The organism is Streptomyces sp. NRRL B-24484 (assembly GCF_000717715.1).
Classification (GTDB): domain Bacteria; phylum Actinomycetota; class Actinomycetes; order Streptomycetales; family Streptomycetaceae; genus Kitasatospora.
The window spans coordinates 22,224-38,885 of the sequence record NZ_JOAI01000041.1 but is presented as its reverse complement, the minus strand read 5'-3'; the positions used below and the strand labels follow the sequence as shown (position 1 = coordinate 38,885).

The 16,662-nt window shown below is 69.8% G+C and carries 11 protein-coding genes; 6 read left to right on the top strand and 5 right to left on the bottom strand.

The window, feature by feature from the left end:
- Nucleotides 1-542 precede the first annotated feature (542 nt).
- The 4 genes from IE98_RS49555 (at nt 543) to IE98_RS0130315 (ending at nt 7,411) form a co-directional block, all read left to right on the top strand.
- Nucleotides 543-1,166, top strand: coding sequence for a nuclease-related domain-containing protein (locus IE98_RS49555; RefSeq protein WP_159401119.1), 624 nt, complete (start codon nt 543-545; stop codon nt 1,164-1,166).
- A 238-nt stretch (nt 1,167-1,404) separates the two neighbouring features.
- On the top strand, nt 1,405-4,707 hold the full coding sequence (locus IE98_RS0130325; RefSeq protein ID WP_030274449.1) for a hypothetical protein: 3,303 nt from the start codon (nt 1,405-1,407) through the stop codon (nt 4,705-4,707).
- A 371-nt stretch (nt 4,708-5,078) separates the two neighbouring features.
- Complete coding sequence (locus IE98_RS0130320) at nt 5,079-5,519, top strand: hypothetical protein (protein WP_030274447.1); 441 nt, start codon at nt 5,079-5,081, stop codon at nt 5,517-5,519.
- A 53-nt stretch (nt 5,520-5,572) separates the two neighbouring features.
- Nucleotides 5,573-7,411 (top strand): zeta toxin family protein, encoded by a 1,839-nt coding sequence (locus tag IE98_RS0130315; RefSeq protein WP_052391177.1) that lies wholly within the window; start codon nt 5,573-5,575, stop codon nt 7,409-7,411.
- A 702-nt stretch (nt 7,412-8,113) separates the two neighbouring features.
- Here IE98_RS0130315 and IE98_RS0130310 read toward each other — a convergent pair.
- Entirely contained in the window at nt 8,114-8,404 is a 291-nt protein-coding gene (locus IE98_RS0130310; RefSeq protein ID WP_030274443.1) for a hypothetical protein, read from the bottom strand.
- A 173-nt stretch (nt 8,405-8,577) separates the two neighbouring features.
- On the opposite strand from IE98_RS0130310, the gene IE98_RS0130305 reads away from it, so the two are divergent.
- Nucleotides 8,578-11,265: an ATP/GTP-binding protein gene (locus IE98_RS0130305; protein WP_078661416.1), complete on the top strand. Its 2,688-nt coding sequence runs from the start codon at nt 8,578-8,580 to the stop codon at nt 11,263-11,265.
- 19 nt (nt 11,266-11,284) lie between these two features.
- Nucleotides 11,285-11,506 carry a hypothetical protein gene (locus tag IE98_RS0130300; protein ID WP_030274440.1) on the top strand — a complete coding sequence of 74 codons (222 nt, stop codon included), beginning with the start codon at nt 11,285-11,287 and terminating at the stop codon, nt 11,504-11,506.
- A 190-nt stretch (nt 11,507-11,696) separates the two neighbouring features.
- Here the strand turns inward: IE98_RS0130300 and IE98_RS0130295 are convergent, their stop codons facing one another.
- From IE98_RS0130295 to IE98_RS0130280, 4 genes are all read right to left on the bottom strand, one after another.
- Nucleotides 11,697-12,464 carry a DUF3800 domain-containing protein gene (locus IE98_RS0130295; RefSeq protein ID WP_030274437.1) on the bottom strand — a complete coding sequence of 256 codons (768 nt, stop codon included), beginning with the start codon at nt 12,462-12,464 and terminating at the stop codon, nt 11,697-11,699.
- A 464-nt stretch (nt 12,465-12,928) separates the two neighbouring features.
- Entirely contained in the window at nt 12,929-14,866 is a 1,938-nt protein-coding gene (locus tag IE98_RS0130290; protein ID WP_030274434.1) for a pentapeptide repeat-containing protein, read from the bottom strand.
- Nucleotides 14,867-15,309: 443 nt separating this feature from the next.
- Nucleotides 15,310-15,786 (bottom strand): helix-turn-helix transcriptional regulator, encoded by a 477-nt coding sequence (locus IE98_RS0130285; RefSeq protein ID WP_052391158.1) that lies wholly within the window; start codon nt 15,784-15,786, stop codon nt 15,310-15,312.
- Complete coding sequence (locus tag IE98_RS0130280; protein WP_030274430.1) at nt 15,783-16,319, bottom strand: hypothetical protein; 537 nt, start codon at nt 16,317-16,319, stop codon at nt 15,783-15,785. The genes IE98_RS0130285 and IE98_RS0130280 overlap by 4 nt, the downstream gene beginning before the upstream one ends.
- Nucleotides 16,320-16,662 lie beyond the last annotated feature (343 nt).

Genomic DNA, 16,662 nt, shown 5'->3' with positions numbered 1-16,662 from the left:
TCCGCGCAGCACAGCCATGCGCGCACGCCTTCGCTGCGCATGCGCAAGGTCACCGCTTGCGCGTGCGCGCCCCTGCGCGGGTGCGACACCTGGGAGCCGGTGCGCGGCTGAACGCCTGCGCAAGGCGCCTGCGCAACCGGCCTGCGCATGATCGGGCCCCCTCTCTTGCGCATGCGCAGGCTGGTGCGCGGAGGATGCCTGCGCGTGCGCAAGGAGCCGGCTTGCGCACCCTCTTCCCTGCGCAAGTGCTGCGCCGCGCATCCTGCGAGCCGTCTGGGCAGGCTCAGCGCTTTGTCAGGTGCGGTTCCGCGCTGACCCATCGAGCGTCAGCTCGGTCGGCAGTTCCGCGAAGAGGCCTTGATTCGCCGCCTGGCTGTGTTACCCCTGGCGGTCGAGTCCGTGCACAAAGGCACGGCCGGGATGAGGGGGCACTGGTGGCTACGAGGAACGGGGCAGGAGCAAGTGCGGCGCGGATGGCGCAGCGGCCCGGTGTGGCAGCGCGTCGGCGGTTACGACGTTCGTTGAAGTGGCGGCTGCCGGTCATGGCCGCGATGGGCCTGGTCATCTGGTGGAAGGCGCCTACCGACGGCTTGAGGGTGCTCGGGGTGGTCTTCGTGGCTGCGGGGATGGTCTACACAGTGGTGCTCACCTTCGTGGCGGGCCGAGGTGGGTCGTGGGCGGTGGGTGCCGCGGGGGAGCGGCAGACCGCTCGGCTGCTGGTGCCGTTGGAGAGGGCGGGCTGGACAGTGCTGCACGACCGGGCCATCCCTGGATCCAGCGCGAACCTGGATCATCTCCTGATAGCCCCGGGTGGTGAAGTGATCTACATCGACACGAAAAACTGGGTGTCCAGGAACTCCCAGCTGCAGGTGCGCAACGGACAGCTCTGGTACGGCGGTCACTGCCAGACCCGTGCTCTGCAGACCGTGGCCTGGGAGGCGCGGCAGGCCGAGCTCGCGCTCGGCGTTCCGGTGGCTGCGCATGTCGCTGTTCACGGCGCAAAGGTTCCTCGCGGTGTGCTTCACCTGGAAGGCGTGACGATCGCCAACGCCTCGCTCCTCGTCCGTCGTCTCCGGGCCGACTCTCGCACTCGCCGGGCAGGCGGCCTGCTGCCTCAACCGATCGCCCAGCGAGCGAAGGAACTCCTGCCTCCGCACACCGGGTAAAGGGGCCCAATGAGGTGTCGGCGAGGTGCCCTAGGCTCGCCGTTGATGATCACCGGAACCGACGGGGGCGCAGGACGGGGCCGGACCGGGGGAGTGGGCGGCGTGGCCGGTGAGGTGCTTATCGATGGTGGCCAGAGCGAGCGCGACATCCTTCTCCGGGGCGACGTGCTGGCCGAAGCTTCAGCGTGGCACCGGCCCACCCGACTACGGTGTTGCTCCGTGGTGAAGGGGGTGAAGTGTGCCGGTTGAGGCGTCGACCGAGTCGACCGGCGGTGTCGGCCACACGATGGAGGCGCGGTTGGGAGCGGTGCTGGCGTCACACATCCTTACCGGCACCCCATTCGCTGAACTCGGCCATGACGTCGTGCCGACTGAGCTCACGTTCCAGCCGCGGCCCAGGCGCACTCCGGTGGACGACTTCCTCCTGGCGGGGAGAGCGAGGAACGGCGACCCGGTCGAACTCGCGATCGGAGCGCGCCGCGCCCCTCGGGTGATCACTAGTCATGCCGACACAGTGAAGCTGCTGAGCACGTTCGCCAGGACGGCTGTGGAACGGTGGGAGGAGATCCGGGCGGGGAGCCTGCGCCTTTGTCTGGCCGTTGGCGACCGCACCGAGCACTTGGTCCAGCTGCGAACGCTCGCGGTCGCCGCGGGGGCCGCGAGGGACAACGCCGACTTCCGCAGTGACCCGCGCCGCCACGACCGGAACGATCGCAAGCGGCTCTCCCATCTCGACGCGATGATCGACAAGGCTCGCAGCAGCGGGCTACTTGCGACCGGGTTGGCCACGCCCGAGGTCACGTGGCGGATGCTGTACAGGCTGCGGGTGCGATTCCTGCGGGTCCTGGCGGACGACGAGCAGGACGTCGCCGAGGCCGTCGGCCGGCTCGCCCCGTGGAGCCTCGAAGGGACGGCGGCAGCCGGCGCCGAGCTGTTCAACGCATTGAACAAGGCCTGTGGGGATTGGGGCCCGCAAGGAGCGTTCATCGACGGCTTCCGGATCCGCGCGAAACTGCACGGGAGCCTGTCGCCCACAGCGCCGGGAACTGGCACCGGGCCGGCGCACCCTGGTGTGCCGCTCGCGTCCGCAGACCCGATCCAGCTTCTCGGGGTGCACCGGGCCATCACCGCCGACGGCGCCGATAATCCGCTCCCCGCCTACGTCCGCCGTGTCCACGACGATCAGCTATCGGCCCTCGTTACTCGGGTCCAGATGCGACGGCAGTCGGCGTTAGTGTGCCTGGTCGCCGATCCGTCGACCGGCAAGACCCGCGCCCTGTGGGAGGCGGTTAAGAATCTGCCCGCGCCGTGGCGGGTGTGGGTGCCCTCGGGCGTTGAGAACCTGCTTACCGTTCTGCGGGACCGGAGCCTGGCGCAGCGAACAGTGGTGTGGCTGGACGACCTCGCCATGTTCCTCGGGCCTTCTGGCCAGGATGCCCGCTCTGTCGCCGAACAGCTCCACACGGCCCTCAACGACCCGTCCGTCGGACCGTTGCTCCTGGTGTCTGCCCTTCACCGCGGCCTTGCAGCGCGTATCCTCACCGCGACTCTTTCGCACGCTGACGACACCTATGTCAGTGTGCGCCGCGTGATCGAGGACCGAACGATCGACGTCGCGGAGTGCTTCGACGGCAGGGCTCTCGCGGAACTTCGCCGCTTGGCCGCGACCGACCCCCGTCATTCCCGGGCCTTGGCGAAGGAGGAGTCGACCGGTCGGATCACCCAGTACCTCTCCGGTTCTCTTGAACAGGTCATCCGCTATGAGCACGCAGTGCCCGAGACACGCGCCGTTCTGCACGCGGTTGCCGACGCCTACCGCCTGGGCCACCGTACGGAGATCGGCCTCGACTTCGTCCGTGCCGCTGCTGTGGGCCACCTCGACCTGGCTGGCTGGCGGGTACTCGCGCCCGAACTGCGTGAGAACCATGCCTGGTTCACTCGCGCGATTACTGAGACCTCCCGGCCGAGCCTGGGGGTGCCCGGTCCGTTCGCACCGGCCGTCTCCCCGCCGGGTCACGCCCCCACCGGGCCCCCGCTGTACGAGATGGCGGACCATCTGACCGAGCATCTGCACCGCGCTCGCTTCTTGGAACCCGCTCCCCCTGAGTTCTGGGACGCCTGCCGGCACGTCACCGACCCGGAGAGTCTCCGCCGGCTCGTCCGCTCCGCTGAGCAGCGGGGCATGTTTCTACTCGCGGCCCGATTGCGGATTCGACTCGGCACCCCCGAGGCGCTGGTCGAACTCGGCCAGGCCCGATACCGGGCACGGGACCACGACGGCGCGCACGCGGCGTGGAGCGCCGCCTACGATGTGGACGACCTCCGCCTGGTATGGCGCCGCGCCGACCTGATGCTCAGACAGGGTGATCTCGAAGGCGCTCGCTCCGCATGGCGTGCCGTCATGGTCGCCGAACCTGACGACGTGCAGGCCCTCGTGTTCCTTGCCCGCAGCCTCGGCGACCAGGGTGACCACGTCGGTGCCCGCGACCTGTGGAACATTGCCGATGAGCGTGGCATCCCCTACGCCAACGCCAGGAAGGTCGTCGCCTGCGAGCAGCTCGGCGACCGCACCGGGGCTGAGGACGCCGCACGCGCCGATCTCGCGGCTGGCCGCGAGGGTGCCGTCGAGCGCCTGGTCGAGATCCTCGTCCGCAAGGGCGAGTGGACCACAGCCATCGCCCACGCCACCACGGCCCTCACCGTTGGCAAACCTCGCTCGATGACCACGCTCGCCCGCCTGCTCATGCAGGTCGGGGACCTGCCAGGCATGCTCCGGGCCGCCGATGCCTTAGCCGACCAGGGCCACCGTCATCTCGCCGCCCGCCTCCGCCCCACGCCCCTCCTCGACCACCGGGACCACGTCGGAGTTACCTCCGACTACACGGCCCGCACCGACGCGGAAGAACGCGCCTGCGAGGCCGAGCGGATCCAAGACTTGGAGACCGCCGTCGCGCTGTGGTGGCTGGCGCTCTCTTTGAACAGCAGCATCGCTCGAAGCCACCTGCTCCGTCTCCTCTACCACGCTGGCGACCATGCGAAGGTGGACCAGCTCCTTCGCCAAGCACCGCCCCGCGAAGCCGCCCAACTGCTCGCCGATCACGCCCGACGCCTCGAGGCCTTCTCCGACCTGCGCGGCGCACTGGCGGTGTGGCGCACCGCGGAGCAGGCCGGGTTCCCTGTCGACGCCGTCGGCCTCACCCGCCTCCACCACCGACTGGGCGACGTAGCCGCGGCGGAATCATCCGCCGATCTGGCCGCCCGGCACGGGGACAGTTCGGCCTGGACGTGGCTGGCGCGCGAGGCGGAAGCTGCCGCTGCCACCGCTGCCGAATCCGGCGAAGCCGCCGACCACCGGGATCGGGCGCGGCATGCCTGGGCCAGGGCGATCGAGGCCGGCAGCCACTCTGGGTGGCTGGACCTCGCAGTCCTTACGCACGGCACCGTCGACCGCGGCGAGCTGAGCCGGTGGGGCGTGGACGAGCGAGGTCACCCGACCGGGCCTTGGTCCGTTGCCGAGCTGATCGGCCCGCCCGACCTGTAGTGCTCGGTAGTGCCGACCCGGCGTCGCAGACGCTCGTGCATCCGCCGGGCAAGCAGTCCACTGCCGCACCTGGTCATCCGGCAAGCGAAAATCTCCTGCTCCCGCACGCCAGATAGCAGGTCCTGGCAGAGGCGGGGCCCTGGGGTGATCAGTCGCTCGGAAGGGCCTGATCGGGCTGCGGTGGCGAGCGGCAACGCCGCCTGTCGGCCGCGGCTCTGTCGGCATCCGCTCGCCTTTCGGAGCCACAGCCTCCGTTTCAAACTGCCGCTCGTAGCCTTGCACCAGCCGGTGTCTGGCTGGCGCAGGACGATTTGACTTGGCGTCACATCTGGGAGATCTTGGGGTGATCGCAGATAAAGAGGAGGGGCGCAATGATCCACACCACCCGCACCATCGAGATCGATGACGACGTGTTCGCCTATCTGCAGCGGCACAGCGAGCCGCTGGTGGACACGCCGAACGATGTCCTGCGCAGGTTGCTGCTCGACGGCGTCAAGCCTGCTGCGGACGAGCAGGCCGGTGATCGGCGTGGCACGGGGGCGCTGATGCCGTTCATCGAGCGCGGCTGGCTGGCACCGGAGGCGCAGCTGCACCACACCAAGAAGCGGGCCGGGGCGACGTTCTATGCGAGCGTCACCGCGGACGGCTGGATCCGCATCGCTGATGGTCGGGTCTTCGCTCTTCCCTCCCCGGCGCTGAAGGCGCAGGTGGGGACCGAGATCAACGGTTGGGGCCAGTACGTGGTCACCGCGACCGGCGAGACCCTCCAGACGCTGCGCACACGGCTGCAGCTGGAGGAGGCCACCGCCTGATCGGGGCGGTGAGTGCGGGTCGGGTCGGTCGGTGGGGAGCGCTGGGAGGCGTGGTGGGTGAGGGGGAGACGGTGGCGGAGGTGCTCTCCGAGGCCGAGAGTGCCAATGTCCTGGACCGGATGATCCTTCCGGTCTGGACGGGCGGTGCCGTTTCGCAGGAGAAGCCGGTGGTGCTGCTGGTGGCCGGTCCGCCCGGGAGCGGGAAGTCCACCCTCGGGGACCTGCTGCTGCCCGTTCTCGGTCTGCGCGGTGGCGCGGTGCGCGTCGGCGCCGACCTGTACAAGGCTGTCCACCAGGACTACGACCGGCTGCTGTCGCAGGACGTGCGCACGGCCGGGACCACGGTGCGCACCGACACCCGCCGGTGGCAGGCCGCGGTGGAGGAGCACGTCCGCTCCCGTCGTCTGGACGCGCTGGTGGAGACCGCCTTAGCGGACGCGGACGAGGCGCGGGCCCAGGTGGGGGCGTACCGGGCGGCCGGGTACCGGGTCGAGGTGGTGGCGGTGGCGTGCGCGCTGGCGTGGAGTCAGCTCGGCGTCCTGGGCCGCTACCTCGGTGAGGGCGCGGGGGCCGGGCGGTACGTGTCGTGGTCCAACCACGACGAGTGCGCCCGGCAGCTCGGCCGCACCCTGGAGGTGCTGGAGGCCGAGCGGCTGGTCGACCGCATCACCGTGGTGCGCCGCGGCACCGAGCTCCTGTACTGCAACGAGCTCGTCGACGGGGCCTGGTCGAAGGCCCCGGGCGCGGCCCGGGCGGTGGAGGCCGAGCGGGCCCGGTGGTGGAGCGCGATGGAGACCGACCGCTTCCGCCGCTCGCTGCGGCAGACGGAGCACTCGCTGGTGCGGGCCGAGACCCGCCTGCCGGCCGACCGCCTGCTGGCGGTGAGCCGGGACGCCGAGCGGGCCGCAGCGCTCGCCGAGCCGGTGCGGCGCACCGCTCAGGTGCGCCCGGGGCCGCCCGGCGTGGACTACCACCGGCTGAGTGCGGCGGAGCACCGCTGGACCTTCGAGAACCTGATCGTGCCCGGCTACCTGGATGCCATCCGCGCGCAGGAGCAGCCGGTCGCGGTGTACGTGATGGGCGAGCCGGGTGCCGGGAAGACCGGGGCGAGCCGCATGGTGCTGCGGGCGATGCAGCCTGGCACCGTGCTGCTGTCGAGCGACGTCTTCAAGGCCGCACACCCGGACTACTTCGAGCTGCTGCTCACCGAGGCGCGGCATGCCGGGGCGGCGATCCGGGCGGACTACCGGGCCTGGTTCCGGCAGGCCGAGGCCTGGGTGCGTGAGCGTCGGGGTGATGTGGTCATCGAGATCGCCCCGGGCAGTGCGGCCGAGTTCCTCGACAGTGCTGCGGCGTTCCACCGGGCCGGGTACCGGGTCGAGGTCGCGGTGCTGGCTGTCCGCGAGGCCGACAGCAGACAGGGATGCGCGCTGCGCTATGCCCTGAACCAGAGGAACGGCGTGCCGTCCAGGTTCACCTCCGTGGCTGGTCACCGCACCTGCTTCACCGGCACGGCCGCCGCGATCGTGGCCGCCCAGGGCCACGAGGCCGTCCACACGGTCCTGGTCATCGACCGCGGCGGGCACCTCCTGGCCCACCAGGAGAACACCCGGACGACCGGCGGCCCGCGGGCCGCCGCGGCGCTGGCCGCCGGTCGGCTGCGCCCCTACACCGAGCAAGAGGCGGCCGCGTTCCTGCACACCCACGCGGCGCTGCGTCGGGCGCTGCCCCAGCACCGCGACGAGCTGGAGGACATCGCCGCCTTGGCCCGTCCGCTGATGCCCGCCGCCTTCCAGCCACCACGCCTGGGGCAGCCGGTGGGCGACGCGCGTGCCCTGCCGGAGCCCGCCGCCGACTACCGGTCGGTCAGCTCGGCCAGCAGCGCGGTGTAGCGAGCGCTGATCGTCTGCTCGAGACCGCGCCTGTGGCAGCCCCGGTGGAACACCGCCGGGCCTGCCGCGGACCGTGCCGGCGCGAGTCCTCGTTGCGTGGGATCCGAAGTCACAGATCGCTCCGTCGAGTGGCCATGGAGTGTGGGAGGATCCGCGACAACGCCAGGTCGGGGAGGGTTTGTGCGGCACTTCGATCGCAGCAATCCGAAGCTGGTCCGCTATTGGGCGAAGCGTGACGGCCTGCTCGTGGAGCCGCCACCGCCTCCGCGCTCTCCACCAATTCCGCGGTGGCGGAGATGCCTGCAGTGGGTCGCACTGAGCGGGTTGGGCGCGCTTGTCGTGGCCTACATCGTCGTGTTCTTGATCGTACTTCCGCTGACCTCCCGGGACATGGAGCCCGACCCGGCCTCGTCTCCATCGCCAAGCTACGTGCCGGTCAGCTGGTCCTACCAGGGGGCGGGGTGCGCCGACGGCTCAGGGTCCGCAGCGATCGGGAAGCGAGGTGCCTGCAGCCATCACGGAGGCGTGGTGGGCATCTATATCGGGAGCAACGGCACCTGGTTGGCCTGCGGCGGCCATGATCGTCCTCCGGGCCGGCGAGCCCAGCAAGAACAGTTGCGGGACATCGGGCGCCTGGTGTGCACCAACCGTCCCTGAGCCAGGGCAGTGTCGAACGCCCTGCCCTGCCTGCCTCGTCTTCGGCTATCGCCCCCTCAGCTCGGCCAGCAGCGCGGTGTAGCGGGCCCCGATCTCCGTCTGCTCCTCGACGTCGGCCGCGACGAGGCGGATCCGGTCGGTTGTTGTGGCGTGCAGGGCCGCGGTCCAGCGGTCGATGCGTTCCGTGTCTGGGGCTGGCTTCGCGCGCTCGGCGCCGATCCGGGCCCGGTACCAGGCCGCCACCGCCTGCACGGCGTCCAGCGCCTGCGTGTCCTCGCGGCCGGACGCGGGCAGCCCGGAGTAGTCGGGGCTGTCCTGGGGCTGTGGGTTGGGCACGGGTCCACCTCGGCTCGGAAACGATCAAGCCATTGTCCGCCCCGTCCCGGGCCGGCCACAACGCGGGGCCCTGCCGACCGTGTCGCGAGGGCGTAGGTTGATGCCGGGTCAGATCGGCGGGAGGGGACGCGGTGGCGGGGGATCTGCGGGCACGGTTCGGCTCGAACGAGCGCGTGGGAACGGACGAGGCGTTCACCAACCGGCAGGGCCAGTGGCAGGCGGTCGCGGACGCGCTCACCGGGCACCTGGCCGCCGTGACCGCACCGGGCTTCGACGTCCAGGACCTGGAAGCAGCGCGGCGCAACGTGCTGGTCTTCCACGGTGTCGGCGGCATCGGCAAGAGCACCCTGTCGCGGAAGCTGGAGGCTGCGCTCGCCGACACGGCCCTGCGCCCCGCCCAGTGGGGCGAGCCCACCTGGCCCGCCTCGCCCCGGCTGCTGCCGGTGCGCATCGACCTCGCCCGCTCCGCCGGCGGCGACTTCGAGCGCCTGGTCCTCACGCTGCGCCTGGCCCTGGCCGGCCTGGACCGGGCTCTGCCCGCGTTCGACATCGCTCTGGTGCGGTACTGGGAGCACAACCATCCGGGCGAGCCTCTGGAGGAGTATCTGCGCCGCGCGGGGCTGGTGAGCCGTTTTGCCAAGGCGCTGCCCGGCCAGGTGCAGTCCGCGCTGTCGGAGGCCGCGCAGGCCCTCGCGCTGCCGGGCGCCGTCGGCTCGGCCGTCGGTCATGTCGCCGGCGCTGTCGTGCGGGCGGTGCGCGAGCGCCGCACCACGGCCCGGGCGCTGGCCGGCTGCCCGCGGCTCGCGGACCTGCTGGAGGCGGAACCGGACCTGGACGCGCTCTCCTTCTACCCGCACCTGCTCGCCTACGAGATCGACCGGCTGCCCGCCAAGGACGCCGTCGTACCGGTGGTCCTTCTCGACACCTTCGAGGACACCGGGGACCGCACCAACCGCGACCTGGAGCGCCTGATCCAGCGCGTGGTCTGGCTGATGCCGAACGCCCTGTTCGTCATCACCGGCCGCAGCCGCCTGCAGTGGGCCGACAGCGCCCTGCAGGGGCACCTCGACTACACCGGGCCCGCCGCCTGGCCGCAGCTCGCCGCCCACATCCCCGCCGCCCGCACCACCCCCGTCACCGCACTGGCAGGCACCGGGCCCGACGGCACTGCGCCCAGTGCCGTGCCTGGCCCGGTGCCGGTGGCCGACCGGCAAATCCTGATCGGCGACTTCAGCCCCGAGGACTGCGACGACTACCTCGCCCGCCGCCTCACCACGAACGGCCAGCCCCTCATCGGCAACGAGCTGCGCCAGGTCATCACTGCCCGCTCCCACGGCCTGCCGCTGTTCCTCGACCTCGCCGTCATGCGCTTCCTGGAAATCCGCCGCACCCGCACCCCCGAGCCGGCCGACTTCGACCACGACTTCCCCGCCCTCATCGCCCGCACCCTCCAAGACCTCACCCCCGATGAGCGCCACGTACTGCGCGCCGCCAGCCTCCTCGACGCCTTCGACGTCCCCCTCGCCACCACAGCCGCCGCCATGACCCACCAGGCCCCGGCGCTGCGCCTGATCGAGCGGCCCTTCGTCCGCGAGAACCCGCTCGCCCCGTGGCCCTATCACCTGCACGGCGTGGTGCGCTCCGCCGTGCGCCGGGCCGACGACCAGAGCGACGACCGCTGGTCCGACCAGGACTGGGCGAGCGCCGCGCTGCGGGCCTTCGACGCCCTCGGCCGGCAGTGGACCGGCACCCCGGGCGGCGGCCGGCGGCTGCTGGTCGCCTGCCTGCGCCAAGGCCTCGCGCTCGCCCGTAACCACCGCCTCGGCCTCGGCTGGCTCACGGACGCGGCCTGGACGTATGTGTCCGACTCCGTGTGGGAGCCCCTCGCCCCGGCTGCTGCCGCGGACCCGGGTGGCGGGCAGGCGCTGGCCACGGCCGCCGACGCGCTGGTCGAGCTGCTCAGCACGCTCGCCCGTCGGCAGCACGAGCACCGCTCCCGCACCGTCCAGCGCCTGTCGACCGTCACCGCAGCCGGTCTGCTGCCCGACGACCTGCAGCACATGGCCGTCTACTACCTCGCCAAGGCGCAGCGGGACCTCGGCCACCGCCTGGACTCCCGCCGCGGCATGCAGCTCGTCGCCGACGGCGGCGGCCGCCTCGCGCCGGCGGCCCGCCGCGGCCTGGTCCATCTCGCCCGTCTCGCCGGTGACTTCCCCGCCGCCCACCAGGCCGCGCAGGGCCTCGGGTGGAAGGGCCGGCAGCGCCGTGTCGAGGGCGACATCCTGTGGCCTCACGGCGACATGGCGGCCGCCGCCGACGCCTACCTCGCCGCCCGGACCCAGGCCGAGCAGCATGGTGTTGCCGGAGAGCGTGCGACCTCCCAGGCCCAGCGTGCCTTCGTGCTCGCCTTCACCGATCCCGAGGCCGCCGCCGACGAGATCGACCTCGCCGAGCAGCTCCTGACCGGCCTCGACCTGCGCGCAACCGCCCTGACCGTCCGCACCGCGGCTATCGTCCGCGACGCGGGCCTGGACGGCGTCGACGACCGCATCCAGGTCCTGCGCACCGAGACCGCCGCCGCCGGTATCGTCGCCGCGCAGGCCGCGCTCGAGCTTGCCGCCGCCTTCCACCACGCCGTCCGCGGCGACGATGCTGCCCACGCGGCCGCCCAGGCCCGCCTGCGCGACCTCGCCCGCGGCGGCGACTACGCCCACTACACGGACATCGCCCACTTCATGGCTGGCCAGCACCCCGACACCTCAACGGCCGTCCGTTGGCTCGACGCAGAAGAGCCCGTGCACACCAGGTGGCGGGCCCTGGTCACCACGCGGCAGGCCCACCTGAACACTGGCACCCGCTGAAAGAAGGATCCGAGAACCCATGACGTCACCGCGCAGCCGCAAGGTCACCTACGACGCACCCGTCGGCTCCGTCGATCTGCCCGCCTTCGACGAGAACGGGGCGCCCTACGAGGTGTGGCCCTGCACCGACTGCCTGCCCTGGCACTTCGAGGTCATCCGGGCCGACGACGGTGAGGTCATGGTCCGCGAGTGGCACGCCATGGAATGCGCACTGTTCCAGCAGCTCATCTCCGATCAGTGACCTCTCGGGGCCGGGCCCACGGCCCGACCCGCGAGAGAACGGTCACTGCCCGCGTAGCTTGCCATTGCTTGCTGTATCCGCGAACATATATGTGCAAGGTCCTATGCGCTCGATCGAGAACGCCCAAGGGATCTTGCACCTCGTAGGCCCCCGGTCCGTCCGGGGGTTTCTGCGTTCCCGAGCCAGTTCCTCAGGAACCGCCGGCCGGGTCCCGCCACACGATCCCCTCGCCTGCAGGGTCGCCCAGCCACCGCGAGCTCAGCCGGCGGTAGGAACGGGACATCGGGCCGATCGGCTTCAGCTTCGGCCACAGCGTGGGATCGGAGCAGGCTAGGTGGTGGTAGGCCGCGTACGCGACCATGTCGGCGGCCTGGATGAGCTGGCTGTGAGCGCTGTCCTGCATCACCGGGTCCTCCAGCACCCGGCGGGACGCCAGCGGCAGACCACGGTGCACGCCCCGGTACGGGGCGGCGTTGCGCACGGCATGCCGCCAGGCCTCGCTCGCGGCCTCCACGGTCAGGCCGTCGGTGTCCGCCGGCCCCGGGTTGCCGTCGAGGACCACCATCACGTGGGTGTCCTCGGCCGCGGCCCACTCCTCGAGGTGCTCGACGAGGCAGGTGTACACGTCCGGGAGAACGCTGGTCCGGCAGGCCACCGTCGTGACCGTCACGTTCTCGCACCGTGCCAGCCGCTTGAGCAGCATCTCGTGCGCGGCGATCCGGGCCGGCTTCTGGAACAGCTTGTCCTGCTCCTCCGTCACACAGAACCTGCCCCGGCCCTTGACCAGCTTCACAGCGTGCAGCTCGGTGCTCTTCGCCACGCCCCACTCGGCCTCGACCGCCCGCCGACCCTCCAGCCAGCAGTGCATCGCATCGCTCCAGCCTGCGGCCGGCACCAGCAGACCGGTCAGGGTGCGAATGTTGTCCGAGCCCGAATCATCGACGTAGCACAAGTACACCGTCGGACTATAAGGCCAGGCCCGGTCGCCCCATCAAATCGCTTGCTCCCCTTGCTCCCTTCGAGGCAGGTAGCCGCTCACCTGCTGGCGGTCCCACCTGGTCCTGGTTCCTCTCGGTGATGGGCTCCCTGGACTTTGGCCGCGCCTGAGTCCCCGCTGGAGGGGGGCGGAGAGCACGTCGGCAAGATCGAGGGTCGCAGTGAATGGGTGCACGCTGGCAAAGCGCGCCCACCCCTCCTCATCGCGGTCTTCTTCGGCCTGATCGTCGGGGCCTGGCCTTCCTCGGCAGCGGACCCGCGGCCGGTGCAGTGCTGGCCGCTTCCGGGGCGAGCATCCCAGTGCGGCACGCACTGATCGGCTAAGCCCCAAAACGGCGGACTAGGGGAAAGATTAATGAGCAATCTCGTTCTTTCTGCACGGCGCGCCTGGGCAAACCGGCCTGCCCCCCGGACTTGAGACTGCAGTCATCGCTTTACACGTGCCCGGATGGCTAAGAGGGCGAGCGCGAGCAGGATAGGCTCGATGATCCTCGACACCATCTCGATGTAGGTTCCGCGGCGGGTGAGGTTCTGCCCGGAGGTCCGAAAGACCACGGCGTTGACGGACACTCGGACGGCCCGGTCGGCACGCTCGAGCGACCATTGGTCGCCAGTGATGGACAGGTCTGGGTTGTTCGTGCTCAAGCTGAGAGTGTTACCCGTGATGGTGCCGGTGGCGCTGGGCAGTGGCACCGTCGTGGGCAAACCCCAGAGGATCATGGCCAGGACCGTGCTGGTCATGGTGACCCCGAGCCAGAGCAGAGCACGGGAGGCGCGCAGGCCATAACCGGACAGCAGCCAGTACACGCAAAGTAGGGCGCGCTCGGCGCGCGGGGTTCCAGTCTGATCGTGGCGGCGCATCTCCATCTCGCCGTAGTAAAAATCCGCCGCCCCGGGCTCGTTCTTGCGGTCCTCGAACGCCTTGCGCAGCTGCCTATAGGTCGCGGCCAGACTCTCGGGCCCGGCGGCTGTGGGCCGCGGCGCATAGCTGTGCCACCCATGCGGGGGGCTGGGGTTCTCGGCGCTGCGGTGCGCGCGCCAGTGGTGTTCTTCGGTAAGGGTGTATCGGCGGGTCCACCAGCAGTAGGGCCAGATCCCACGCATGTGGAAGCCAGCGGGCGTGCTGGCGAAGCTACAGCGGCCTTCCAGACGAAGTTGGTCCAGGTGGAAGGCCCCGGAGAAAACACAGGATGTTAAGTCGGTATTCGTCAGAACCAGATGGGAGGCGTCTACCCCCTGGACCGAGATCACTTGGACACTGGGGTCGAGGGGGATCAGCTCACTCTCGTCCATCGTCCTATCGAAGCCGGTGGTGAATGGCGCCGGGTGGGTGGTAACGGCAACCGGGGAAGAGAGAACTGCGTCACCGAGGTCCAGGGTCGCATAGCGCAGACGCAGGGTCACCGTTGAGTTCCATTGCGTCCGTACACAGCGCACTGTACTGGCCGCGATCTCTATCGTCACCGGCGCCTCAAACGTCGCACCAGATAGATCAACTTGTTGTACGCACACAAGTGGACCGAACGACGACAGTGCTGCAAACCTCGCCCTGTCGAACGTGGCGTCGCCGGAGAACTCTGCCTCAACAAACGATGCGTCGCCGGAGAACGAAGCCCAACGAAACACGGCCTCGCTGGAAAACGACGCTTTGTCGAACATAGGGAATCCGGAGAACTCTGCCTCAACAAACGAGGCACGGCGGGAGAATTTCGCCCTGCTGAACAGTGCGATGCCGAAGAACTTTGCCCTGTCGAATGAGGTGAAGTCGGAAAACTTCACCCTACCGAATGAGGCGTCGCCGGCGAACTTCGCCCCGTGGAATGTGACGCTGGAGAACCTTGCGAGGACGAACCCAGCACCACTGGCGAACTCCGCGTTCTCGAACGTGGCGCCGCCTAAGAACTCCGCACTGTCGAATCTCACGTTGCCGGAGAACTCCGCCCCGACGAACGAGGCATGGCGGGAGAACTTCGCCCATCGGAACCAGGCGTCGCCGGAGAACTTTGCCCATCGGAACTCTGCGTCGCCAGCGAACGACGCCCCGCCGAAACTGGCATTGCTGGAGAACGTCGCCTCGTCGAACCGGGCAGTGCCGAGATGGGGTCGTCCGGTAGTGGGGTCCCGAAGCGCCTGAAGGAGTGCGTTGAGAAGGATCTTGGTGAAGTGGGTGCCGCGATGGTCGATGTCGGCGCAGGGAGCCAGGTCGGCCAGGTAGGCGTCGCGGGCGGCATCCGCCAGGTGGGCCAGGCAGGCCGTGCGGCCGGGGACGTGGATGCCGCGGCAGCCGACTGGGTTCAGACCAGAGACAGCGCCATGTCCGCAGTGTGGCCATTCGGGTGGCTGCCAGGAGGGGGCTGTGTTCATGGCGACCCGGAGATTGTCCGGTGTGTCATGGCGTCCATCATCGGTCGGTTTGCCCGATCCCGAGGCCGCCCTGGGGTCTTTCGCTGTACGGTCCACCCGTCCGGCGGCCGCCGAAAAAGAGAAGGTCCACGGAGGTTCCGCCCCCGATCCCAGCGGTGCCCTGGTCTGACCGCCCCCCTCTGAGGCGCCACAGGGGAGCTCTCACCGCAGTTCACCGGCCCGCTGGCTCGAGCGGCTAGCCCGTGGGCGTACTGCTCGACGTGGCTTCTGCGCTGCCGGCAACGAAATCTCCCCGAGTCGGCAGCCGTGCCGACCCGGGGAGATACATATGCGCTCGCATATCCCCCGTAATACTCGGATCGGGAGGCGTATGCGTTTGTGCAGGTAGATGGCCCGCGCGCCCAGCTACATAGCCGGTCGCATATTGTCGGCAATGCCCGCGATCACACGAGCCGCAGCCTGGCACGGCTGGCCTTGGCCTTGCGCGGCTCCGCCTTCTGCTTCGCTGCTGCAGGCGATGCCGCACGGGCCGGCCGGATCGGGTTCGTGGGGATGTTCAGTGGCCAGTCCGGGCGCGACTCGTCGTTCATGGCGTTCATCGCCTGAAGCGGGCCTTCGTATGCTGCAAGGGCCCGGTGCAGGAGGATGCGCCCGCGGCGGCGGATCTCCGGCGGGTCGATGATGCCGAGTTCCTGCAGGCGTCCAAGGGCCTTGCTGATGTTCGGCTGGAGGACACCGAGCCTCTTGGAGAGGTCGGCCTGGGTGATCTCGACGACGCCGCCAGGGGCCTGGCGGGCAAGCAGGATGTCGAGGACGTCTCGCTCGGTCTGGGTGAGCCCGGCATTCGGGAGGTACTCGAAGACCAAGGAGTTGTACCAAGACGCCACGCTCGGGGTATCGGCCGGTGACGCTGTCATCATGCCGCCTTCCTCGTGCTGTCGTACGGGATCTTGATCCGCTTCATGTCCATGACGGCCTGCCCGATCCGCTGGATCGACCGGATGTGGGCTTCGCTTCCCCATCCGAACGCCCAGTCGGGGTTGACCTGGTAGAGGCACCGGATCAGCTTCCAAGCGAAGTTCGTCGACTCCAGCTTACTGATCGCCTTCGACACCGATCCCTGGGAGCAGCCGAGCCGGTTGGCGAGCTCTGACTGCTTACCGTGCCACTGGCCGTCCTCGTTGATCTCCGCGGTCATGATGTCGAGCACCGCGCGCTCGCGAGGGGTGAACTCGAACCGCCAGATGTTCGCGAGGAGCTCGCGGTCCGTGGCGACCCAGGATCCGCCGTGGGTGTTCGCGCTCTTGTTGGGCTTCGCGGCGTCGGCGATCAGGGTGAAGCCGATGCCGGGGTTCTGAGCCCGCAGCTGTTCGAGGCCGCTGCCGATCAGGTCGGCCAGGCCCTGCGCGAGGGCCTCATCTGCCCTGGCGCGCCCCGATGGCTTCTTCGCCATCGGCCCTCCCTTCTCAAGCACACGGTAGATCGAGCCGCAAACATATCAGGGCGCATATGTTCCGTGATGCATCTTCACCGTTGACCGTCCACCGGCGAGTCGCACCGCACCGGGTAGGCGGCACAGACCACAGATGCATCGCGGTACAGGCGGAATACATCTGGCTCTCCGACGGAGAGATGTATTCGCCCTAGAGCTGATACAAAATCAGCGTTTGCCCAGGTCAGACGCGGTTCGCCTTCTTCAAAGAAGCCCGTGTGCCGGGTCACTGTCACTGCACCCCGCTCAGGCAGGCCGGCAGACAACCTGCAGCTCCCCGGAGTCGGCGAGTACGGGCTGCAGC

Coding starts and splice junctions, on each gene's coding strand:
- IE98_RS49555 (WP_159401119.1), top strand. CDS start 543: ATGGCCGCGATGGGCCTGGTCATCTGGTGGAAGGCGCCTACCGACGGC.
- IE98_RS0130320 (WP_030274447.1), top strand. CDS start 5,079: ATGATCCACACCACCCGCACCATCGAGATCGATGACGACGTGTTCGCC.
- IE98_RS0130300 (WP_030274440.1), top strand. CDS start 11,285: ATGACGTCACCGCGCAGCCGCAAGGTCACCTACGACGCACCCGTCGGC.
- IE98_RS0130290 (WP_030274434.1), bottom strand. CDS start 14,866: ATGAACACAGCCCCCTCCTGGCAGCCACCCGAATGGCCACACTGCGGA.
- IE98_RS0130285 (WP_052391158.1), bottom strand. CDS start 15,786: ATGATGACAGCGTCACCGGCCGATACCCCGAGCGTGGCGTCTTGGTAC.
- IE98_RS0130280 (WP_030274430.1), bottom strand. CDS start 16,319: ATGGCGAAGAAGCCATCGGGGCGCGCCAGGGCAGATGAGGCCCTCGCG.